The 19,465-nt window shown below is 61.1% G+C and carries 27 protein-coding genes; 13 read left to right on the top strand and 14 right to left on the bottom strand.

Annotated elements, in window-relative coordinates:
- Positions 1 to 8 precede the first annotated feature (8 nt).
- The gene (locus QA637_RS09460) at positions 9 to 629 is read right to left on the bottom strand and encodes a TetR/AcrR family transcriptional regulator (RefSeq protein WP_153442745.1); all 621 of its coding nucleotides are present in this window, start codon (positions 627 to 629) and stop codon (positions 9 to 11) included.
- A gap of 158 nt (positions 630 to 787) precedes the next feature.
- Between QA637_RS09460 and QA637_RS09455 the strand changes: the two genes are divergently transcribed.
- The 9 genes from QA637_RS09455 to QA637_RS09415 all read left to right on the top strand — a co-directional run bounded on the left by QA637_RS09455 (position 788) and on the right by QA637_RS09415 (position 6,876).
- On the top strand, positions 788 to 1,453 hold the full coding sequence (locus QA637_RS09455) for an NIPSNAP family protein (protein ID WP_283064842.1): 666 nt from the start codon (positions 788 to 790) through the stop codon (positions 1,451 to 1,453).
- Between the two features lie 187 nt (positions 1,454 to 1,640).
- Positions 1,641 to 2,546 (top strand): helix-turn-helix domain-containing protein, encoded by a 906-nt coding sequence (locus QA637_RS09450; RefSeq protein WP_283064841.1) that lies wholly within the window; start codon positions 1,641 to 1,643, stop codon positions 2,544 to 2,546.
- Between the two features lie 21 nt (positions 2,547 to 2,567).
- Positions 2,568 to 2,903: an MDR/zinc-dependent alcohol dehydrogenase-like family protein gene (locus tag QA637_RS09445; protein ID WP_283064840.1), complete on the top strand. Its 336-nt coding sequence runs from the start codon at positions 2,568 to 2,570 to the stop codon at positions 2,901 to 2,903.
- 12 nt (positions 2,904 to 2,915) lie between these two features.
- Positions 2,916 to 3,596 carry a cupin domain-containing protein gene (locus QA637_RS09440; protein WP_283064838.1) on the top strand — a complete coding sequence of 227 codons (681 nt, stop codon included), beginning with the start codon at positions 2,916 to 2,918 and terminating at the stop codon, positions 3,594 to 3,596.
- Positions 3,597 to 3,660: 64 nt separating this feature from the next.
- Positions 3,661 to 4,035, top strand: coding sequence for an ArsR/SmtB family transcription factor (locus tag QA637_RS09435; protein WP_153442753.1), 375 nt, complete (start codon positions 3,661 to 3,663; stop codon positions 4,033 to 4,035).
- Positions 4,035 to 4,514 (top strand): SRPBCC family protein, encoded by a 480-nt coding sequence (locus QA637_RS09430; RefSeq protein WP_153442755.1) that lies wholly within the window; start codon positions 4,035 to 4,037, stop codon positions 4,512 to 4,514. Before QA637_RS09435 ends, QA637_RS09430 begins: the two co-directional genes overlap by 1 nt.
- On the top strand, positions 4,511 to 5,170 hold the full coding sequence (locus QA637_RS09425) for a glutathione S-transferase family protein (protein WP_153442757.1): 660 nt from the start codon (positions 4,511 to 4,513) through the stop codon (positions 5,168 to 5,170). The genes QA637_RS09430 and QA637_RS09425 overlap by 4 nt, the downstream gene beginning before the upstream one ends.
- A 253-nt stretch (positions 5,171 to 5,423) precedes the next feature.
- A complete protein-coding gene (locus QA637_RS09420; protein WP_153442759.1) occupies positions 5,424 to 6,503 on the top strand; it encodes a mechanosensitive ion channel family protein in 1,080 nt (359 codons plus the stop codon).
- 169 nt (positions 6,504 to 6,672) lie between these two features.
- A complete protein-coding gene (locus QA637_RS09415; protein WP_283064837.1) occupies positions 6,673 to 6,876 on the top strand; it encodes a hypothetical protein in 204 nt (67 codons plus the stop codon).
- 254 nt (positions 6,877 to 7,130) lie between these two features.
- On the opposite strand, the gene QA637_RS09410 is transcribed toward QA637_RS09415, so the two are convergent.
- Complete coding sequence (locus QA637_RS09410; protein WP_283064836.1) at positions 7,131 to 7,349, bottom strand: hypothetical protein; 219 nt, start codon at positions 7,347 to 7,349, stop codon at positions 7,131 to 7,133.
- Positions 7,350 to 7,760: 411 nt separating this feature from the next.
- Here QA637_RS09410 and QA637_RS09405 point away from each other — a divergent pair, with 411 nt between their 5' ends.
- Positions 7,761 to 8,168, top strand: a complete 408-nt coding sequence (locus tag QA637_RS09405; protein WP_153442765.1) for a DUF1236 domain-containing protein — start codon at positions 7,761 to 7,763, stop codon at positions 8,166 to 8,168.
- 535 nt (positions 8,169 to 8,703) lie between these two features.
- Positions 8,704 to 8,928, top strand: a complete 225-nt coding sequence (locus tag QA637_RS09400) for a hypothetical protein (RefSeq protein ID WP_153442767.1) — start codon at positions 8,704 to 8,706, stop codon at positions 8,926 to 8,928.
- Between the two features lie 193 nt (positions 8,929 to 9,121).
- Here the strand turns inward: QA637_RS09400 and QA637_RS09395 are convergent, their stop codons facing one another.
- Entirely contained in the window at positions 9,122 to 9,340 is a 219-nt protein-coding gene (locus QA637_RS09395; RefSeq protein ID WP_153442769.1) for a hypothetical protein, read from the bottom strand.
- Positions 9,341 to 9,817: 477 nt separating this feature from the next.
- Here QA637_RS09395 and QA637_RS09390 point away from each other — a divergent pair, with 477 nt between their 5' ends.
- Complete coding sequence (locus QA637_RS09390; protein ID WP_283064834.1) at positions 9,818 to 10,609, top strand: DUF899 domain-containing protein; 792 nt, start codon at positions 9,818 to 9,820, stop codon at positions 10,607 to 10,609.
- 74 nt (positions 10,610 to 10,683) lie between these two features.
- Here QA637_RS09390 and arsH read toward each other — a convergent pair whose 3' ends face one another.
- The 11 genes from arsH to QA637_RS09335 all read right to left on the bottom strand — a co-directional run bounded on the left by arsH (position 10,684) and on the right by QA637_RS09335 (position 18,648).
- Entirely contained in the window at positions 10,684 to 11,409 is a 726-nt protein-coding gene (gene arsH, locus QA637_RS09385) for an arsenical resistance protein ArsH (RefSeq protein ID WP_167528409.1), read from the bottom strand.
- On the bottom strand, positions 11,384 to 11,815 hold the full coding sequence (gene arsC / locus QA637_RS09380; RefSeq protein WP_167528410.1) for an arsenate reductase (glutaredoxin): 432 nt from the start codon (positions 11,813 to 11,815) through the stop codon (positions 11,384 to 11,386). The genes arsH and arsC overlap by 26 nt, the downstream gene beginning before the upstream one ends.
- Positions 11,812 to 12,510 carry an aquaporin gene (locus tag QA637_RS09375; protein ID WP_153442773.1) on the bottom strand — a complete coding sequence of 233 codons (699 nt, stop codon included), beginning with the start codon at positions 12,508 to 12,510 and terminating at the stop codon, positions 11,812 to 11,814. Before QA637_RS09375 ends, arsC begins: the two co-directional genes overlap by 4 nt.
- Positions 12,511 to 12,513: 3 nt before the next feature.
- The gene (locus QA637_RS09370) at positions 12,514 to 13,023 is read right to left on the bottom strand and encodes an arsenate reductase ArsC (protein ID WP_153442775.1); all 510 of its coding nucleotides are present in this window, start codon (positions 13,021 to 13,023) and stop codon (positions 12,514 to 12,516) included.
- Positions 13,024 to 13,042: 19 nt separating this feature from the next.
- Positions 13,043 to 13,402, bottom strand: coding sequence for an ArsR/SmtB family transcription factor (locus QA637_RS09365; RefSeq protein ID WP_283064830.1), 360 nt, complete (start codon positions 13,400 to 13,402; stop codon positions 13,043 to 13,045).
- Between the two features lie 71 nt (positions 13,403 to 13,473).
- Positions 13,474 to 14,670 (bottom strand): MFS transporter, encoded by a 1,197-nt coding sequence (locus tag QA637_RS09360; RefSeq protein ID WP_184109008.1) that lies wholly within the window; start codon positions 14,668 to 14,670, stop codon positions 13,474 to 13,476.
- A 15-nt stretch (positions 14,671 to 14,685) separates the two neighbouring features.
- A complete protein-coding gene (gene chrA, locus QA637_RS09355) occupies positions 14,686 to 16,098 on the bottom strand; it encodes a chromate efflux transporter (RefSeq protein ID WP_153442779.1) in 1,413 nt (470 codons plus the stop codon).
- Entirely contained in the window at positions 16,098 to 16,913 is an 816-nt protein-coding gene (locus QA637_RS09350) for a chromate resistance protein ChrB domain-containing protein (protein ID WP_153442781.1), read from the bottom strand. Before QA637_RS09350 ends, chrA begins: the two co-directional genes overlap by 1 nt.
- Before the next feature lie 137 nt (positions 16,914 to 17,050).
- On the bottom strand, positions 17,051 to 17,608 hold the full coding sequence (locus QA637_RS09345) for an OmpA family protein (RefSeq protein WP_167528411.1): 558 nt from the start codon (positions 17,606 to 17,608) through the stop codon (positions 17,051 to 17,053).
- Positions 17,609 to 17,619: 11 nt separating this feature from the next.
- On the bottom strand, positions 17,620 to 18,294 hold the full coding sequence (locus QA637_RS09340) for a L,D-transpeptidase (protein ID WP_153442785.1): 675 nt from the start codon (positions 18,292 to 18,294) through the stop codon (positions 17,620 to 17,622).
- A gap of 114 nt (positions 18,295 to 18,408) precedes the next feature.
- On the bottom strand, positions 18,409 to 18,648 hold the full coding sequence (locus tag QA637_RS09335; RefSeq protein ID WP_153442787.1) for a DUF982 domain-containing protein: 240 nt from the start codon (positions 18,646 to 18,648) through the stop codon (positions 18,409 to 18,411).
- 621 nt (positions 18,649 to 19,269) lie between these two features.
- Between QA637_RS09335 and QA637_RS09330 the strand changes: the two genes are divergently transcribed.
- Positions 19,270 to 19,443: a DUF5132 domain-containing protein gene (locus tag QA637_RS09330; protein ID WP_283064827.1), complete on the top strand. Its 174-nt coding sequence runs from the start codon at positions 19,270 to 19,272 to the stop codon at positions 19,441 to 19,443.
- Positions 19,444 to 19,465: the final 22 nt, after the last annotated feature.

Raw genomic sequence — 19,465 nt, 5'->3', positions numbered from 1 at the left:
GCTGCCGCTCAATACCCAACCGAGAGATACTTCGATGCGAAGAGTTCCGCGAGCTCCTGCCGGCAGTCGACCAACGGTCGTACCTCTTGGCTGGCTTTTGCAATCGCCATGGCACCGGAGTAGGTGGCGATCACCAGTGTCGCCAGGCTGCGAGGATCTATGCCGGTAACCCGTTTTGACTCGACATCCTCCTGAAACTTTGCCGACAGCGCCTCCTGCCAGCCGGCGAAAACACCGCTCAGCGCCTCGCGCATCTCTTCATCGTGCGGGGAAATCTCCATCGCCATATTATTGAGGGGGCAGCCGGAAACCGAGCCCTTTAGCGTCAGTTCGCCGATGATGTTTTCGAAGATGAGATCGATGGCCGCTGGCGCGTCCGCACAGGTTTGAAGCGGCTCGATCCATGTCTGCCGGACGGCTTCGGCCACCCGATCGCGGATAACTGCCAATCCGAGTTCGCGCTTTGCCGGAAAATGATGCGCCATGGCCCCACCAGATACTGAAGCCTTTTCCCGCAGTTCCAGCATGCCCGTAGCGAGGTAGCCCTGAGCAACGAAGGCATCATAGGCCGCGTCGACAATCCTGCGACGCACCGCGCGGGGGTCATTGGTTCTCTTGTTTCCTGCCATGGTAGCCACTTGCAAACTCCATCAAGAGTAGCAGGTTGACAAAACAGGTCAATCGTCCTCTTATTGAGACAGGACAATCGACCTGTTTTTGTGGGGCTACCATGCATACCGTCTTCGAACTCCGCCGCTACCGACTCCGTCCAGGCGGGAGGGAAGCCTTGATCGGGCTGTTTGACAACGAATTTATCGAACCGCAGGAAGCGCTCGGCATGCGCGTCGAAGGCGAGTTCCGCGATCTTGACGATCCGGATGCCTTCGTGTGGGTTCGCTCTTTCGCAGACATGGAGGCCCGAACGGAGGCGCTCAAATCCTTTTATTCGAGCGCGATCTGGAAGAAACATGGGCCGGCTGCCAACGAGACGATGCTCAACTCAGATAACGTGTTGCTGCTAAAGCCTGTTGGCGGCGTGATGCCGTTCTCCCACAACCGGGCGAGAAAAGAGGAGGTGGAGCAGCAAGAAGCTGAAGGCCTCGTCATCGCGACTATCTGCTCTCTGGCCCCCGGAACGGAGGACGAATTCGCCGCGCTCTTCATCCAGGAGGCGCTTCCGGTTTTGCAGGATGCCGGCGCTCGCGTTGATGCTGTTCTTGTCACTGAGCGGAGCACGAATGGCTTTCCGCGACTCCCCGTCCGCGAGGGCGAGACGGTGCTTGTTTGGTTCGAATGCCATAAGGACGAGGCTGGCCTGGCCCGCTACCGAGAGCGCTTAGGACAGAACGCCAAATGGACGGAAGAGGTCTATCCACGAATGGACGGCCAGTGTTGGCGAAGGATCGAGGTGGCACGCTTGACGCCGACGCCGCGATCACTTTGCACTTGGTAGATTGGCGCAGTGCTGCTGCTGCCGCGTCCGCAGTAACGAAATCGGGAACGCCTGCGGTCTTGCCACGGCTTTAATTTTTGCTTTAAAAACAAGCGCCTCCGGGACCAGCCGATCCGAGGGCAGGGCGACCATCATCATTTTCAGATGGCCGGGTTTCGTCGCAACATGCAGAGCAGCGGACGGACGGATGGCGAAAGACTATGCACCTCGCCTGGGCAAGTTCACAGGCCTGGAGCAGCCGGCAATCTTGACGTTCGGGACCTTTCAGGCGCCGGAATTTTCCGCCGCGCGGCTGATTGGAGAATTTGCCGAAGGAGGGACGCCGGTAAGGCTCGAAACCAGCGATGCCTACCTCGTGTGCACCGAACGAAATCAATTGCCGTCCTGGCACTATTGGATCGATGGGCGACCCGCTCAGATGTCTGCCCGTGTGACTGGGCAATCCCTTTTGCGCGATCTCAACCAGGAGCACTCTTCGCTGGCGTTTGGATGTACCGACTGTCTTTCCTTCTACATTTCCCGGCACGCGCTGCAAAAATTTCAGGAGGAGCACGGGCTCAGGCCGACCGGCGAGCTCAGGACCGCCGGGGGCACCGCCCTCGACGATACGGTCGTCCACAGCCTCGGCGAGTGCCTGTTGCCGGTATTCAAGGAGCCCGCGGCGGCCAGCCGAGTGTTTATCGACCACATCGGCATGGCGTTGATGTCACATCTGTCATTGAGCTATGGCGTGCACGACGGGCAGGGACGGCTGCCTCGAGGAGGTCTCGCGCCCTGGCAGGAGCGCCGTGCCAAGGACTTGCTGATGGCGAACGTGAGCGGCAGCATCAGCCTTGAGGAACTGGCGAAAGGATGCGGACTTTCCAGGAGCCATTTCGCGCGTGCTTTCAAGGTGACGACGGGATCAACGCCGCTTCAGTGGCTCGCGCAACAGCGCATCGCGCTCGCTCAAGGGCATCTTCGATATTCGTCCTTGTCCCTCCATGACATCGCCGAGCAATGCGGGTTCTCCGACCAGGGCCATTTCAGCCGCGTCTTTTCGCAGCATGTCGGAGAGACGCCGGGTCGCTGGCGACGCTCGGTGTTGAAATGATCCAGGGCCCTTCAGGATCAAATGGAAGCAGTTCTGTTGTGGCCAGCAAAGGCCATCGTCGCTACCATCGGCAATGCGGAAGCGGTATCGTCACTGATGGCGGGACTTGCGCCGTGCGGCAGGCTGGTGCTGCTTGATGCGGACAAGGACCCGTTGCCTGTGTCGGCCGGTCATCTCGTCGTGGCCGAGCGCAGCGTACTCGGATCGATCACCGGCACGCCTTGCGAGAACGAGAGGGCCCTCGACTTCAGTGTCCTGACCGGCGGGCGCACCCAATCGAGACGATGCCGCTCAAGAAGCCAGCCCTGCCAGAAGATGAAGTCCGGTGACGCCAGGTTCCGGAAGTCATGTCTATGAAGGAGATCAGTCATGCGCATAAACGACGACCTGTCGAAACCAGTCATCGTCCATGGCGCGAAGCTGGACTGGGTGCCAAGTCCCGCGGCCGGTGTGGACCGGCGCATGCTCTTCCGCGTCGGCGGCGAGGTCGCCCGCGCCACCTCGATCGTGCGCTATGCTCAAGGCAGCGCTTTCCCTCGCCACATACACAGCGGCGGCGAAGAGATCCTCGTGCTGGAAGGAGTCTTCCAGGATGAGCATGGCGACTACCCGGCGGGCTGCTACTTCCGCAATCCGCCCGGCACCTCGCATATCCCCGCCGCGAAGGAAGGCTGCACCATCTTCGTGCGGCTCTGGCAGTACCGTGACGGGGATCAGACCCAGATCGTTCGCCAGCCCGGCGAGGGCCAACATACAACGCCCCGCCCGGGCGCCAGCGCCGCGACCATCCTGTTCGATGATAGCCGGGAGGAAGTCCGGCTCGAAGACTGGCGGGCCGACGAAACCGTCACGGTCGCAAACACGCGCGGGTTGGAGTTCCTCGTCCTCTCGGGCAGGCTGACCATCGGTGGCGAAACACTGAAGCCACAGAGTTGGGGCCGTTTGCCGGCCGGCGCCGACCTGACGGCGACCATCGGCCCGGAAGGCGCACGGATCTGGCTGAAGGACGCGCCTCTGATGCACCCGGATGTGCTCCAGATGCCAGAATAGTCCTCGCCCGCAGACACTTAAGTGAGAGCTTGACTTTTTGCCAGGCGCACCGTTACTTAAGTGTATGGTTGAACGTTCTGAGCAACTCGACAGGGCCTTTCACGCGCTCGCAGATGCGACGCGCCGGGGGATTCTCGATCGCCTCTCACGGGGGCCGGCCTCGGTGAGCGAGTTGGCCAAGCCTTACAACACCTCGCTTGCCGCGATCCATCAGCACGTCCAGGTGCTCGAGGCGAGCGGGCTCGTGGTGACGGAAAAGCGCGGTCGCACGCGCGAATGCCGGATCTCCAGCGAGGCGGTCCGGCGTGTCGAAAGCTGGTTGAACGAGCGCCGCCAGGTCTGGGAGAGCCGGTTCGATCGGCTCGGCGAACTCATCGAAAGCAGTGAATTCAAGGGTGAAGCCGGACCTTCGGATCCGGCGGCGGGAGGAGACCATTGATGACGGAAGTGCCTTTCTTTCACGGTACGTTCACACTGAAACGCGTGTGGGCGGCCCCGCCCAGCCGGGTATTCGGCGCATGGTCCGATCCGCACCTCAAGGCACAGTGGTTCACCGGCCCGGCGGAACGTTGGACATTGCTGCGCCGGTCGATGGATTTTCGCGTGGGCGGGCTGGAGGTACTCGAAGGCCGCTTCAACGAAAGCGGCCTGGTAACGCGTTTCGAGGCCCGCTTCCATGTGATCGAGCCCGCCCGGCGCCTCGTCTATGCCTATGACCTGCATCACTCCGGACGCTTCCATTCCGTCACCTTGTCGAGTCTGGAACTCGAAGCGCAAGGGGAGGGAACCCGCGTCTCCTACACCGAGCAGATCGTGTTTCTGGACGGCAAGGACGGCACTGCCGATCGATGCCACGGGACCGGAATCCAGTTCGACATGATCGAAACCACCCTTCAACTAGGCGGAGACGCGCAATGACGATTGCACTTTACGGGCACCCGTTTGCCTCGTTCGTATGGAAACCGCTGATCGCGCTCTACGAGCGGAACGTGACTTTCGAATTCCGGATGGTCGATCCCGCCAATCCGGAGAATCAGGCGCGGATGGGCGAACTCTCGCCGACGGGACAATTTCCCGCGTTGGTCGATAGGGACAGGGAAGTCACGCAAAGCAACGCGGTGATCGAATATCTCGACCTGTTCCATGGAAGTGGGACGCCGATGGTGCCGGAGGATCCGCGCGAAGCGCTCGAGGCGCGCATGATGACGGACGTGTTCGACGACTATATCCATGCGCCGATGCAGCGGATTGTCGGAAATGCCCTGCGCAGCGAAGGTGAGCGCGACCCGCGCGGCGTAATCGACGCGCGTGCCCTGCTCGACCGGTGCTACGCCTGGCTGGAGCCACGCCTGCAAGCGAAGGAATGGGCCGCTTGCGGTCGGTTCACGATTGCCGATTGTGCCGCCGCACCGGCGCTTTTCTATGCCGACTGGGTTCATCCGATTCCCGAACACCATGCAGCGCTCGCCGCCTACAGGGCACGGCTTCTCGCCCGCCCCTCGGTGGCACGGGTCGTCGACGAGGCACGCCCTTATCGGAGCTTTTTTCCGTTGGGAGCACCCGATCGAGATTAGTTCTCGCAAGGCCCGCCGCAAGCGCGTCGGCAGGAATGCCTGGAGGCAAGTGACCATGGTAGAATATAATAGGTTACTCGCTGTTTTAGGCCGTGTGGACGAATGTTGATCCGGCATAGGGCTGCGAAACAACGACGGCGTTGCCTCGGACTGTCCATCAAGCTTTGCCATAGGGCGAGGTATCACCGGAATGCCGCCGTCGAGCAACGAGGAGCCCTGGCCCGGGTGGTTGCCATATCGGGGTGAAGAACCCATGGAACGACGCGACAAGGAACAGGAGAACCTTTCTCGGCTTGAACGGGCCGCGCAACAGACTGCTGATCCACAGACCATGCAGCAGAAGGCGAACAAGCCCGAGGAAAAATCTCGCTTCAGCTTTCGTAAGGCAGACGTCTGGTGGATGGTTGGCTTCGCTGCCGCCGCCTTGCTGCTTTTTGGCATCCAGGTGCTGCTCAGTTGGCGCATAGAATGGCTTGACGCACCTTTGCAGGTGCGCGTGCGGAACTACGTCAGGGGCGCCCTTGTCATTTTCGTTTTGCTGACCGTGGCGAACGTTATCGAGGTCTTTCTGATAGGCCGAATTCCCAATCGTGTTTCGCGTTTCAACCTGAAACGTATTTTTCGATTGGTCGTCGTCATCGCCATCGTCTTCGTGGCCATTTCAGTTTTATTTGTGAACTGGTACGGGGCGGTGGTTTCGCTCGGCCTGATTTCATTGATTCTCGGCTTTGCGCTGCAAATGCCGATCGCCAGCTTCATCGCGTGGATTTATATTCTGGCCAGGGCGCCTTATCGCGTTGGTGACCGCATTCGCATCGGCGATGCCCATGGCGATGTCGTTGATGTCAGCTATCTCGACACGACGTTATGGGAATTCGGCGGCGAATATCTTTGGACCGACCATCCGAGTGGACGCATCATCAAGTTTCCGAACTCCACCGTGTTTGACACGCCGGTCTTCAACTACTCCTGGCCGCTGTTTCCCTATGTCTGGAACGAAATCAAGTTCCAGCTCGCCTATGAAAGCGATTTGGAATTCGTGGCGCTAGTCATGAGAGAGGTAGTGGAAGAGCAGATCGGGGATATCATGAGCCAGAAGGTGAAGGTCTATAAGCACATGCTATCGAAAACGCCGGTGGACGAACTCGAAGTGAGGGAGCATCCCGTGGTTCATTTTCGCGTCAGTGAAAACACCTGGCTCGAGGCCATCGTGCGTTACCTCGTGCCGCCGAAGGAAGCGGGGCGTACCAAAACACGCTTGATCAAGGAAATGTTGGCGCGAATGAATGCAAAGCCTGATCGCGTGCTATTTCCGAAGAGCAATTTGAGGTGAACTTCCCGACGCCGGCGAACGGCTTGGAAGCGACAGCACTTTCGTCCAAAGCGGCCACACACCGCCACGACGCCATTGACCGTATGGTATCCTGAGCGTCGTGGTGTTCTGCGACAACAGGGAGGAGGTGGAACGGTGTTTTTCATACGCTGCTCGCCTTGTAGCAATCGTGGCGCTTGTGGCCGGGCTCTGGCAGATCGTGCTCGGGCTGGTCATATCGACAGGTTATCTGGATCCGGATCTCGTGTCGCGGTTCACGACGGTTTCATCGTTGGGCGAAGCGATCGATGAAGGGCTGTACTGGATCATGTTCGCTGTCGCGCTCGGAACGCTCGCGGAGATAGGATTGGCTGTTCGCAAGCGGCGCGAATGAATGCCGGCGCACGTAGTATCTGTTTCCTTGAATCGCAGCGGATTTACGGACAGACACCCAGTAATTCAAAGTGCTGCAGCGTCCTTTGCGCGTCTCATACGACACGCGGCGCTGTGGTTGCGAGCGCCGTGCTCAGGCTTGCGGGGGTCGAGTCCACAAGCAACTGGAAGAACATGCCAGCCGCGTCTCGGGGGTTGGTGGCGGCAAACCAATGAGGCTCGGTCATCACGACGACGCGTCCCTTCGCGTCGCGCTCATCCTGCTTCGGACTCGTAAATCGCGCATGCCGCCCCGGTTTTCGAACAGAAAGCGATTTCGAATACACCGGACGGTTTGCCGTCCGGCACGTCATAGATTTGCAGCACGTAACCCTTGAAGCTTCGACGGTCGCCGCGCTGATCGAGTTCACGCAGGATCGATGGGCTGAGCTTGTCCCGGTCGACCGGTAACGGTGGCGTCCAGAAAGGACCCAATGCCGCATCTTCGAGCAGACGCGCATCTCTCTCGCTCCTGTGGGGTAGAGGGCGCTCTTTTAGGGTGGACGCAGCGAAAGTACCAATTTCAGGCCGGTTGTGACAAGCGCTGCAGCTTTTCGATGGTTTGCTGGGCGCCTGATAGGACGCACGGCGCTGTTGCCTAAGAAAGAGGAGGTCCCAGAGCGGTTTAGAAGGGACAATCGCGGTAGGCTCTGGGACCACTTTTCGCGCCAACTGCGGTGTCGGGGACTATTGGTATCGTTGGCGCTCTATCGTCACAATATGTTTCAGACGGAGGGCTCGCAACCGTCCTAGGACCTTTGGCTTTGCCGCTCGGACTTAAGTCCTGCGGCTGGAACAGTTCTCTCGTTACGCTCGTTGACCTTTCATCCAACAGAGGAGGTAACAATGAGAAAACTTATACTCATCGCTGCGGCAGCTGCCCTCCTGGGTGGCCCCGCGATCGCTCAGAATAGCAACAATGGCAACCGCGGCACCGCTGCAGGTATCGCCGGCGGTGCGGCGACGGGCGCCATTATCGGTGGCCCGGTCGGTGCTGGCGTTGGCGCCGTTGTCGGAGGCGCACTTGGCGGCGCTCTGGCACCGCCGCCGCCAAGAGTGATTACCCAGGTCCAACAGATGCCCGCACCGCCATCGGTCGTCATTCGCAAACGGATCGCCGTTGGCCAGCCTCTTCCCGAGACGGTCGCGCTGACTCCTATTCCGGACGCTCCGGAATACTCGGTGGCCGTGGTCAACGACCAGCGGGTGATCGTCGAACCGAGGTCGCGTACCGTGGTCCAGATCGTCAGATGACGGCCTGACCTACAGCGTCCCGCCTCTTGCCAGATGCGCGAAGGACGCTGTGGTACTTTGAGTTACTGCCTATGCAGTAGCCATCCGTTTTCATGAACATACCGAAAGTTGTGGCGCGATCATCGGGCAACATCTTTCACCAACAGGAGCCCGCCGCCCTCCCGGCGGGTTCTCCCCACAAGTTCATGCAAAAATCGAATATGGGACCTTTGTCCCTTGTCCTGCTGGACCAAAGTCCATGGATCGCGGGGCGAAAGAGGACGATACTTCCGCTCTTTGGGAGGGTGCCGGCGGCATGCACCGACACAAACCTATAGTGATTTCAGTATTGATTTAGAGCGGGGGCCTTCGGCAAGGAAAGCGTAGGGCCCCGCTTGATGGGCGCGCGGCGGGCTCTCAATAGGGCCGTCGGTTTGAAAGGTGCGCCGCTTCTCCTTGGTAGCTTTTCTCGTTCGTCCCAATGAACAGCGCGACGTTTCTCGCGACTTGTGCGACAATGAGCGATGAGATGTCCCTGATCCCGTGGTGAGGTCAGATGTACGTCAATCGACGCCTGGATGCAGCGGAAAGGCGCATCGCCGAGGGCGCCCGTCATGTGCTGATCCAGCGGGAAATCATTGTCAAATTAAAGCATCTTGGCAGCGACACCAGCATCGCTCGCCAGCTGCTGTTCACGTTTGAAATGAACTTGGCTTTCTACATCGTCGAGCGCGACCGACTCATCAGGGAAATGAAGGCGCTCGCGGGAAAAACACCGTAGACCTTTGGCGCATCGGTCATTCAGAGCATGGGGCGGGCGCTACTGCATTTTTCCTTAAATCGTAGCCGATTTAAGAAAAAAGCATGCAGCAATTCAAGGTGCTGCAGCGTCCTTTGCGCGTCTGATAAGACGCGCGGCGCTGTAGTCGATCCTGCATTGGGACGGGGTCGGGTAAAGGCGATCTCCCCGCCCGTCACTGAGTTCCTGACAGACGCTGCCGCAGGAAAGGCACGGTAAGCATTTTCAAGAGCGCCGGATCGCGAATGCCGAGGTGATAATTGAAGATCAGGCGCGTGAGTGTACCCTCTGCCACGGTGCTGGCGCGGAGCATCTGATGATCCTCGAGCAACTCCTCGAACACTGCGCTGAGCATGTCGACATCGGGAAGGGGAATGTGCGGTCTGATCGGCATAGCTCATCTTCCTCCGTTGGCACGACAGCGCTATGACGCTAGCAGGGCGCTGAATATTCCCGCAGATGGCCAGATGATGCGTTCTGGTGCGAGGCGCTGGCTATTAAATATATTAATCAGGGCGTCAGTACGCGCCGTTCTGCCCGTCGGATGCGCTAAAGCGGAATGAGGAGAAGTGTGCACGGTGTTCGCCCCCGTTACACTCTACCTCATTACGATCGACCACGTTCATGATTTTTGGGTCGATTCAACCTAAAATTATCGTGATCGCCTGCCTTAAATCGATTCCGGAGTGAAGAATCGCGCTCTCGTCGACCGGCGGCCCGTTGCGGTTGCAATTCCGCGTCATCGGAATGACGACACACTTGTTACTCGCACTCCTCGAGATCCCGGGTCAGACTGAACCTACGAACAACAACGGGCGAGGAGCCGCCGTGACGCGCGGCGCATCGCTCCGGATCAGGAGGTTCAGAAACAATGATTACGCCAGCCGAGAATACACGCAAAGCCGGAAACCCTGCCATGCGCACCCCGCCGGTCGTATCGCCCGAGGCGTGGGAGGCGGCCCGGCAGAAGCTGTTGGTCAAGGAGAAAGCTCAGACCCGCGCCCGTGACGCGCTCGCCGCCGAACGCCGGCGAATGCCGTGGATGGCCGTCACGAAAGACTATGCGTTCGAGGGGGCTGACGGCAAGGTCAGTCTCGCTGACCTCTTCGACGGCCGGCACCAGCTGATCGTTTACCGCGCCTTCTACGAGCCGGGCGTGTTCGGCTGGCCCGAGCACGCCTGCCGCGGCTGCTCCATGGTGGCCGACCAGGTGGCTCATCTCGCGCACCTCAATGCCCGCGACACGACGCTCGTCTTCGTTTCGCGCGCACCGCAGGAGGAGATCAAGCGGCTGAAGGCGCGAATGGGCTGGGACATGCCGTGGTTCACCATCACCGACAGCTTCGACGCCGATTTCGGCGTGGACGAGTGGCACGGCACCAACGTGTTCTACCGCGACGGGGACCGCATCTTCCGCACCTATTTCATCAACAATCGCGGCGACGAGCAGATGGGGGGAACCTGGAACTACCTCGACATCACGCCGCTCGGACGGCAGGAGGTCTGGGAGGACTCGCCTGAGGGCTACCCCCAGACCCCGACCTACAAGTGGTGGAACTGGCACGACAGCTACATCGCGGATGCCGCGCCCGACAAGAAATGGGTCGAGGTGTCGGACGCCGGCGAGGCGGCGATGCGGAAGCATGACACGGACAAGAGGTGAGCGGGTAGCGACGACGGCTGGTCGGGTGAGGCGACCAGCCGCCTACGGCAGCTGCGACCCCATGAGGATCGCCGTCAGATGGACTTGAGCGAGACGCGCTTTTCCAACTTGGCGGCATCTTCCTTGCGTTCGCTGTAGCGGTCGACAAGATAGTCGGAGGCATCGCGGGTCAGCAGCGTGAACTTGACCAACTCCTCGCAGACGTCAACGACGCGGTCGTAGTGGGACGACGGCTTCATGCGTCCGTCTGAGTCGAACTCCTCGTACGCCTTGGCGACGGACGACTGGTTCGGAATCGTGATCATCCGCATCCAGCGGCCGAGCAGGCGAAGCGTGTTGACGGCGTTGAACGACTGCGAGCCGCCAGACACCTGCATAACGGCGAGGGTCTTGCCTTGGGTCGGCCGTATCGAGCCGATCGAAAGCGGTATCCAGTCGATCTGCGCCTTCATGATTCCGGTGATCGCCCCGTGGCGTTCCGGGCTCACCCAGACCTGGCCCTCCGACCATTCGGACAGGTCGCGCAGTTCCTGGACCTTCGGATGGCTGGCGGGCGCGTCGTCCGGAAGCGGCAGGCCGGAAGGGTCGAAGAAGCGCACTTCGGCTCCGAAATGCTCCAGCAACCGTCCGGCCTCCTGGGCAAGGAGCCGCGAATAGGACACCTGACGAAGCGATCCATAGAGGATCAGGATGCGCGGCGGATGGGTCGAGAATGGCGGCCGGAGCGCGTCGACGTCCGGCTTGAGGAGATGGCGCAGATCGGCGGCAGGAAGATCAGACAATGCGGCGGCCTTCTTCATCAAGAACCTTCTCTCCATCTTCCTTGACGAACGGTCCCTTGAACGCCTCGGCGGGCAGGATGTCGAGAACGGCCTCGGACGGCCGTGCCAGCCGGGTGCCCATCGGAGTGACGACGAAGGGGCGGTTGATGAGGATCGGATGCTCCAGCATTGCCGACAGGAGCTGCTCATCGGAGAGTGCCGGATCGTCCAGACCGAGCTCCGCATAGGGCGTTCCCTTCTCCCGGATGGCCTCACGGACGGAGAAGCCGGCGTCGCGGATCATCTTCGCGAGTTCCTCGCGGGTCGGCGGCGTTTTCAAGTAGTCGATGACCTTTGGCTCGATGCCGGCGTGGCGGATCAGGGCCAGTGTGTTACGCGAAGTCCCGCATGCGGGGTTGTGATAAATGGTGACGTCCATGGTCATTCGGCTTCCTTGACGGTTATGGGAGACACTGCCGTGTTTCGTTCGGCGAACATCCATCCGACGACGGCTGTGGCGACGAGTGCGCCGACGACTTCGGCGACTATGAAGCCCGGCACGTCCGTTGGGCGGATGCCCGAAAATGTGTTCGAGAATGCGCGGGCGACGGCGACGGCGGGGTTCGCGAACGAGGTCGACGCCGTGAACCAGTAGGCCGCCGTGATATAGAGGCCGACCAGCCACGGAATGGCGTCGGCGCGGAAGCGCAGGCCCGCGAGGATCGTGAGGACGAGTCCGAAGGTGGCAACCGCCTCGGCGATCCACTGGCCTGTTCCCGTGCGGACCGTTTCCGACACCTGGAACAGGGGAAGGTCGAACATGGCATGGGCGATCAACGTGCCGGCGATGCCGCCCACGGCCTGGGCGAGGATGTAGAGCACGGCCGCCGTCGCCTCGATCTCGCGCCTTGCCGCAAACACCATCGTCACGGCCGGATTGAAGTGCGCGCCGGAGATGGGGCCGAGAATGCTGATGAGGACGACGAGGATCGCGCCCGTCGGCATCGTGTTGCCGAGCAGCGAGACCGCCACGTCGTCGGAGAGACGGTCGGCCATGATCCCGGAGCCGACGACGGTCGCGACAAGAATTGCGGTGCCAAGGGCTTCCGCGGCAAGGCGGCGTTTGAGATCGAATGCCATGCTTCAGCCAGCCTTCGGAATATCGCGACCGATCTCGTCCAGCCTTCTTTGCAGGGCGAGCTTGTCGAGGCTCGTCATCGGCAGGCTGACAAAGATCGAGATGCGGTTGTTCAGCATCCGGTAGGTCTCGGCGAAGGAAAAGTGCCGCTCGGTCTCGCTGCCCTCGGCCGCGGCCGGATCAGGCACGCCCCAGTGCGCGGTCATCGGCTGACCGGGCCAGACCGGACAGGCCTCGGCGGCGGCCCTGTCGCAAACGGTGAACACGAAATCCAGTTGCGGCGCACCGGGAACGGCAAACTCATCCCAGGCCTTCGATCGGGCAAAGGATGTGTCGTAGTTCAGTCCCTTGAGGAGCTGCATGGCAAACGGATGCACCTCGCCCTTCGGATGCGACCCCGCCGAGTAAGCCTTGAACCTGCCCATGCCGAGCCTGTTCAGAATGGCTTCGGCGATGATGGAGCGGGCCGAGTTGCCCGTGCACAGAAAGAGGACGTTGTAGACCCTATCGCTCATGTCATTCTCCCAACTTGTCTCATCGTGTTTGCCCCTCCTCCTTGGGAGTGCAGCATGGGGTCAGATCGGTAATCAACGGCGCGCAGAGATTGGCGTTGCCGCCGCAGCAATCCTGCAGGAGGTAGAGCATCACGGACCGGAACCGATCGAGATCGACGCGGTAGATGATCGAGCGGCTTTGCCGCTCACCGCGAACCAACCCCGCCTGCGAAAGCGTCGCGAGATGCGCCGACATGGTGTTTTGCGGCACGTCGGCCAGTCTGGCCAGCTCACCCGCCGGCACCCCTTCGGGTTCGCGTTCGACCAGCAGGCGAAACGTCCTCAGGCGCGTCGGCTGCGCAAGGGCGGCTAGGGCAGTGATCGCTTGGTTTTCATCCATATATCCAGAATAATGGATGCATATGGCAAGTCAATGACGCTGCCACCCTTAAACTAAAGTGAGGTCCGCGTTCAGCATTCCTCGGGCGGCTTGAGGTGCCGGAATTGCAGCAGCAACAGGAGGTCGTAGGTGATCTTCAGTCCGGCGCAGATGAGGAGCGGCGAGGCGCGATAGGACGCAGCAAAGAGAGCGCCCGCAAGCGCTGGGCTGGCGGCTGCGGCAAGACTGCGCGGCACCGAGGTGAAGCTTGCGGCAGCAGCGCGTTCCGCCTCTGTTACGACTGCCATCACATAGGACGAGCGTGTCGGCACGTCCATCTGCGACAGTGCCGCTCGGATGAGCAGCAGGACAAGCACCAATGGGAGGCTCGGCGCGAATGCCGCAAGCGCCAGGGCGATGCTGGAGGGAATGTGCGTAAACACCATGGTGTTGATGAGCCCGACCCGCTTCGATAACCACGCGGCGACGGGAAACGAGAACGCCGACAGCACGCCCGTCCAGAAGAAAAACACACCGGCTTCAAAGAGCGAGAGGTTGAACCGCTCGAACAGCCAGAGGGCGAGCAGCGACTGGACCACGAATCCGCCGGCGAATGCATCGAGGCTGAACAGGGCTGCAAGCTTCAGGACGATGGCACGCGAGGGGCCGAGTGCCGTGGTTTTGTCGGATTCGCGGCTCGCGGGGCGAGACGGTATCCGTGCATAAAGAAGGCCGCCAAGGATGCCCACGACCGCGTAGAGAACGAACATCAGCTTGATGGCTGCCAGATGCCCCAGCGCCAGGCGCGTCATCAGGTCGGGCAGTGCCGCGGCGAGTGCGCCGACTGCGCTTGCGAGCGCGCCGACGAGGCTGTAGCGAGCGAACATCCTCGTGCGCTCGACACTCGCTACTTCGCGGGTGAGCACCGCATGCTCCAGCGGCACGAAGACGCTCACACTGCCGGCGGAGGGATTGATCGTGCCGGCAAATGCGACCACGAGCAGCAGCGCATAATCGTTGATCATGGACATGGCCACACCGCTGGCGACCATCAGGCTGGCGGCTGCCAAAAGCAGACCGCGCAGATCATGGCGGGCGCCGAGAAACCCGATGGCGATCGTCAGGAGGGCAGAGCCAAAGAGCGATGCTGTCGCGATGACGCCGACTTGCAGCGACGAAAAGCCGAGGGCGAGCAGGTAGACTGGCAACAGGATGGCGACGAAACCGTCGCCAAAGTCGCGCAGAGCCCGCGCTGCGAAAAGATATGTGGCCGGATGAATGCCTTGCACCGGAGTAGCTCCGCTCTAAACCCACCCCATCAGCAATCCACAGAAGAGGCCGGTGAGGGAAGAGCCGGCCAAGACCGTCAGCATGCCTATGTTGAAGCGGAACACTGCGACCATCGCCGCGAGCGTCAGGATCAGCGATGCCACGTTGACGGAACTCAGGACCGGAACGTCGATCGTCATGCCGAGCCAATGCGCTTCATAGAGTTCGCGAAACAGCACGTGCAAGGCGAACCAGACCGCCAGGTTGAGGATGACGCCGACGACCGCGGCCGTGATCGCGGCCAGTGCGGCCGACAGAGCCTTGTTGCTGCGCATCGTCTCCATGAAGGGTGCGCCAAGGAAAATCCAGAGAAAGCAGGGCACGAAGGTCACCCAGGTCGTCAGCAGTCCACCCAACGTGCCGGCAAGCAAAGGATTGAGGGAACCCGGCTCCCGGTAAGCGCCCATGAACCCAACGAACTGCGTCACCATGATCAGCGGGCCGGGCGTTGTCTCCGCCATGCCGAGACCGTCAAGCATCTCGCCGGGCTTCAGCCAATGATAGTGCTCGACCGCCTGCTGGGCGACGTAGGAGAGAACGGCGTAGGCGCCGCCGAAGGTGACCATGGCCATCTTGGAAAAGAAGATCGAGATGTCCGTGAAGACGTTGCCCTGTCCCAGAAATACCAACAGGGCGAAAACGGGCCCGCCCCAGAGCAGCAGTCCGACCGCGGCGACCTTGAGCGGCCAGCTCATCGGTGGGCGGGCGTGGGGCGGAATCTCTTCGCCAAGTGCGCTGTCGACGTCGGCGACCTGTCTGCCGCCGACCTTGCCGTGGCCATTGCTCGCAAGAAACGCCGCCCAGCCGGCCCGGCCGCCAAAATAGCCGATGACGCCCGCGGCCAGCACGACCATGGGGAAGGGGGCACGGAACAGGAAAAGCGCGATGAATGCCCCGGCGGCGAGCGCCAGCATGACGTTGTTCTTGAGCGCCCGCCGGCCGATGCGAATGACCGCCTCGAGCACGATTGCCAGAACCGCGGCCTTCAATCCGAAGAACAGCGCCTGGACGGCTCCGACATTTCCGAAGATGGCGTAGATCCAGCTTAACGCCATGATGGCGACGGCGCCGGGAAGCACGAAAAGGGTCCCGGCGACCAGCCCGCCCTTGGTCTTGTGCAGGAGCCAGCCGATATAGATCGCAAGCTGCTGCGCCTCCGGCCCCGGCAGCAGCGTGCAGTAATTGAGCGCGTGCAGGAACCGCGTTTCGCCGATCCAGCACTTCTCCTCGACGATGATGCGATGCATTATCGCAATCTGCCCGGCGGGGCCGCCGAAGCTCAAGGCAGCCACGCGCGCCCAGACGCGGAGCGCCTCGGAGAAGGAAATACCGTGGCTCAACTGGTGCTCAGATGCGGGGCTGGTGTTCCGCAGAATCCCGGTCAACATCACGCTCCCTTTTTCGGCCAGTTGTGCGTTTCGTCGGTGGCGTCGCGGCACCAGCGGTAAAACGCGTCGTAAAGAAGCAGGCCTGCCTCAAGTTGTTCATTGTCGTCCGCGTACATACGCGACAGGCCGAGCGATGCGGCAAGAAGGCCGGGAGCTTGCGGTGAGAGGTCCAGGCGCGCCGTGTCGGCGCCGCGCACAATCGTTGCAAGGTGGAGCAGGGGATCCGTCGCAAGCCCGAACTCCTCAACCATCACATCGAACGTACAGAGTTCGCCGCGATGGCTCAAGCGGATCGGGGCGTCGATGTCGAACGGCGTCGCCTGGAAGCGATCCGCGACCGCCTCGACTTCCGATGGGGCAACGAACAGGAACACCGCGTTGGGATCGATGAAGCGTCGGATGAGCCAAGGGCAGGCAATCCGGTCGATCTTCGGCCGCGATCGTGTCACCCAGACGGTGCGCCCCTGTTCATCGCGCTTGGGCAAGACGGAGGCGGGAACCGCCGGGTATCCGGACCCGGCCCAGGCTTCGAAGCCGCCCTCGAGCACATCGGCTTTAATGCCGGCGTGGCGGAGCCAGGCGGCAATGCCGTGACTGAGCTTCTTGCCGCGATGGCAGATGACAATCACCGACTGACCGTAGAGGTCATCGATCCAGAGCTGCAATTCGCGGTAATCGCGCCGGACCGAGCCGGGGACCAGCCGCGGATCGGCTGCGAAATCCTCGTCGGTGCGCACATCGATAAGAGCCGGGCATTTCGGGGTGCCGATAAGGCGGGCAAGCTTTTCGGATGAAATTTCGAGAAGTGACGGCATGGCGCGTCCTCCGTCTAGCGGTTGATCGGACGCGATGCTTCGGCTGTCGCCTCGTGGGGTGATCGCAACCCCATGCGGGGTGTTTTCCGCTCTTCAGCCGGCGCTGTCAAGCAAGATAGCCGCAAAGCATCCCGCGATCAGAGCGCGTCGCGCTCGGTGCGCAGGTTGGAGACGACGCGCCGATTCTGAACCTGGCAGGAGCGGTCCGTGCAGTCACGAACCTCGCGGTCGTTGCCGTAACCCTTGGCCCACAGGCGGTTGGCATCTACGCCCTTCGAGACGAGATAGGCCATCACCGCGTCGGCGCGTTTCTGCGACAGCGTTTCCATGTTTGACGCGGACCCGGAATCGTCGGCAAATCCCTGCAGCTTGACCAGCCAACGCGGGTTGCTGTTGAGCCAGATGGCTTGCTTGTCCAACGTCGCCATGGCGACGGAATCGAGCGCGGACGAGTCCTTCGTGAAGTAGGTCCGCCGGCCGACATTCAGGATGAAGTCCTCTTCGCTGCCGGCCACGACATTTTCGAAACCGGGCGCCGGATCGTTGGTCTGTCCGGTGATCGGCGCCGCGGTCGGCTCTTCCAACGCGGCGATTTCAGTGGTGGTGTTGCAGGCGGCGAGCGTCAGAAGCATGGCCGCGGCGGCGAGCAGCCTCGTGCATCCGGTCAAAGCAGACATCAGCGTGATATTCCTCATTCGACCGGGCCTCATTCGACCGCAGTTGCCTGGCTGACCTCAGCGGCACTTTCGGCCTGGTCGGCAATGTGCGGCAGCACTTGCACCGCGGTGCCGATGGGGCAGCGCTGATAAAGATCGATTGCATCTTCGTTGAACATGCGGATGCAACCGCTGGAGGCATCCCTGCCGATGCTGCCCGGCTCCAGCGTCCCATGCAAGCGATAGCCGGTATCTACACCATCGCGAAGCAGGTACATGGCGCGCGGGCCAAGCGGATTCTTCGGCGAGCCTCCCTCGACCGATTCAGGCAGTTCGGGGTGGCGCTCACGCATCTCTGGCGGCGGCGTCCAGCGTGGCCAGAGCGACTTCCGATCGATCGTGGCGCGGCCATACCATTTGAAGCCCTCGCGGCCGACACCGACGCCGTAGCGGATGGCGGTCTTGTTCTCCATGATCAGGTAGAGAAAATGGTGCCTGGTATCGACAACGACTGTGCCGATCGGCTCACTGCTGAAATATTTGACAACCTGGCGGCGCCACTTCTTGTCGATCTTGGCAAAGTTGGTGCTTCGGTACGTCACACCATTGTCGACGGCGGTGCCGGAAAAATAGGAAGACGCCGCTGCGAGTGTGGGTTTCTGGATCGTTACGGTCCCAAGTGACGCCAACCCACCAAGCACAATATCCCTGCGCGTCCACTCCATCGGCCATATCCCCCTCAAAAGCCAAGCAGCGAAGTGGCAGTAAATCAGATTTTTCATTTGCCACAACATAAAATTGCGGGGCTTTGGGGGGGTAAGCGAGGCGAACGAATGATGTCAGCGCAGCTTCTTGATTTTGGCCTCCTCGACAGCGGCAATGAAGGATGCGCGGGCCTGCTCCCACGGATAGATGCCGAACATTGCATCGGTGCACTGATTGAGCGCGGTCAGGTAAGCGGCTCCCTGTTCGATGGTCCAATGCTCATTGAGCAGGCGAACCGCATGAGCTGGCGTCCAGACGATCTCGACTCGCTCGCCCAATTGGACGATGACGGCTTCTCCCCAGTTTTCGTTCATTGCCTCAACTCTGCGGTCAATGCGGGCCTAACCGTACACGCAGGCAATGGTTCCTGCGAACCGGAGTGTCCTGACGATAAAGTCACTAGCGCAGCCTCCTACTCGAAGGCAGGCGCAACCGTAGCCTTCGCAACTGTGGCCGCGGTCCAGAGCACGCCAGCCCAGCCGGCAGAAGGCGGAGCAGCGAGGCCCCAATCCAGAAGGCGAGCATCGTCGCGCTCACCTTCCGAAAGTTACTCGGCAGTCGGAGGGAGGGTCTCGGAGGACTCGCCCGCATGCGAGCCGAAGGGGGCCCGCTCTGGGAAAAAGCCAGGAAATTGACAGCGGTACGGTGGGTTTTCCTTTATTATGACAATAACAATTGTGATACTTTGATGACAGGCAGCCGGCGCATGCGTTTGGGGGGCTGCCGCGGAGAATGTCCTGCTCCGAAGGGGGGAAGATCATTGGGGCTGATGCTGGCTCGGCAGATTTGCCGATAGGGAGGCTTGTCTCGTCAGCGATTACCATCGAAGCGTTAGAGGGGGCGGAAAGGGAGACCTGACATGGCTTTACTCGAAGACGCATTGAAAGGTAACGTCCTCACCAGCGTTGCCGATCGTTGTTCCCATAGCAAGACCGATGATCAAGGCCGTCATCAAGGCCGGCCTGGTTGCCTATGATCAGGGCCGGATTGCTGCGGCTGAACTCGGCGAAGGCTACGAAGATCTCGTGGCTGAAGCGCGTGCCGAAATGGGGAGTCCCAACGGTGGGACGGAGCCCGCTAAACGTCCGGCGGCGAAATCAACATCGTAACGGCGAAAAGCAGAGACAGACA

Source organism: Sinorhizobium terangae, assembly GCF_029714365.1.
Lineage (GTDB): Bacteria > Pseudomonadota > Alphaproteobacteria > Rhizobiales > Rhizobiaceae > Sinorhizobium > Sinorhizobium terangae.
This window is presented reverse-complemented; position numbering and strand designations above follow the sequence as displayed.

Coding starts and splice junctions, on each gene's coding strand:
- QA637_RS09460 (WP_153442745.1), bottom strand. CDS start 629: ATGGCAGGAAACAAGAGAACCAATGACCCCCGCGCGGTGCGTCGCAGG.
- QA637_RS09450 (WP_283064841.1), top strand. CDS start 1,641: ATGGCGAAAGACTATGCACCTCGCCTGGGCAAGTTCACAGGCCTGGAG.
- QA637_RS09445 (WP_283064840.1), top strand. CDS start 2,568: ATGGAAGCAGTTCTGTTGTGGCCAGCAAAGGCCATCGTCGCTACCATC.
- QA637_RS09440 (WP_283064838.1), top strand. CDS start 2,916: ATGCGCATAAACGACGACCTGTCGAAACCAGTCATCGTCCATGGCGCG.
- QA637_RS09435 (WP_153442753.1), top strand. CDS start 3,661: ATGGTTGAACGTTCTGAGCAACTCGACAGGGCCTTTCACGCGCTCGCA.
- QA637_RS09430 (WP_153442755.1), top strand. CDS start 4,035: ATGACGGAAGTGCCTTTCTTTCACGGTACGTTCACACTGAAACGCGTG.
- QA637_RS09425 (WP_153442757.1), top strand. CDS start 4,511: ATGACGATTGCACTTTACGGGCACCCGTTTGCCTCGTTCGTATGGAAA.
- QA637_RS09420 (WP_153442759.1), top strand. CDS start 5,424: ATGGAACGACGCGACAAGGAACAGGAGAACCTTTCTCGGCTTGAACGG.
- QA637_RS09405 (WP_153442765.1), top strand. CDS start 7,761: ATGAGAAAACTTATACTCATCGCTGCGGCAGCTGCCCTCCTGGGTGGC.
- QA637_RS09400 (WP_153442767.1), top strand. CDS start 8,704: ATGTACGTCAATCGACGCCTGGATGCAGCGGAAAGGCGCATCGCCGAG.
- QA637_RS09395 (WP_153442769.1), bottom strand. CDS start 9,340: ATGCCGATCAGACCGCACATTCCCCTTCCCGATGTCGACATGCTCAGC.
- QA637_RS09390 (WP_283064834.1), top strand. CDS start 9,818: ATGATTACGCCAGCCGAGAATACACGCAAAGCCGGAAACCCTGCCATG.
- arsH (WP_167528409.1), bottom strand. CDS start 11,409: ATGAAGAAGGCCGCCGCATTGTCTGATCTTCCTGCCGCCGATCTGCGC.
- arsC (WP_167528410.1), bottom strand. CDS start 11,815: ATGACCATGGACGTCACCATTTATCACAACCCCGCATGCGGGACTTCG.
- QA637_RS09375 (WP_153442773.1), bottom strand. CDS start 12,510: ATGGCATTCGATCTCAAACGCCGCCTTGCCGCGGAAGCCCTTGGCACC.
- QA637_RS09370 (WP_153442775.1), bottom strand. CDS start 13,023: ATGAGCGATAGGGTCTACAACGTCCTCTTTCTGTGCACGGGCAACTCG.
- QA637_RS09365 (WP_283064830.1), bottom strand. CDS start 13,402: ATGGATGAAAACCAAGCGATCACTGCCCTAGCCGCCCTTGCGCAGCCG.
- chrA (WP_153442779.1), bottom strand. CDS start 16,098: ATGTTGACCGGGATTCTGCGGAACACCAGCCCCGCATCTGAGCACCAG.
- QA637_RS09350 (WP_153442781.1), bottom strand. CDS start 16,913: ATGCCGTCACTTCTCGAAATTTCATCCGAAAAGCTTGCCCGCCTTATC.
- QA637_RS09345 (WP_167528411.1), bottom strand. CDS start 17,608: ATGAGGAATATCACGCTGATGTCTGCTTTGACCGGATGCACGAGGCTG.
- QA637_RS09340 (WP_153442785.1), bottom strand. CDS start 18,294: ATGGAGTGGACGCGCAGGGATATTGTGCTTGGTGGGTTGGCGTCACTT.
- QA637_RS09335 (WP_153442787.1), bottom strand. CDS start 18,648: ATGAACGAAAACTGGGGAGAAGCCGTCATCGTCCAATTGGGCGAGCGA.
- QA637_RS09330 (WP_283064827.1), top strand. CDS start 19,270: ATGATCAAGGCCGTCATCAAGGCCGGCCTGGTTGCCTATGATCAGGGC.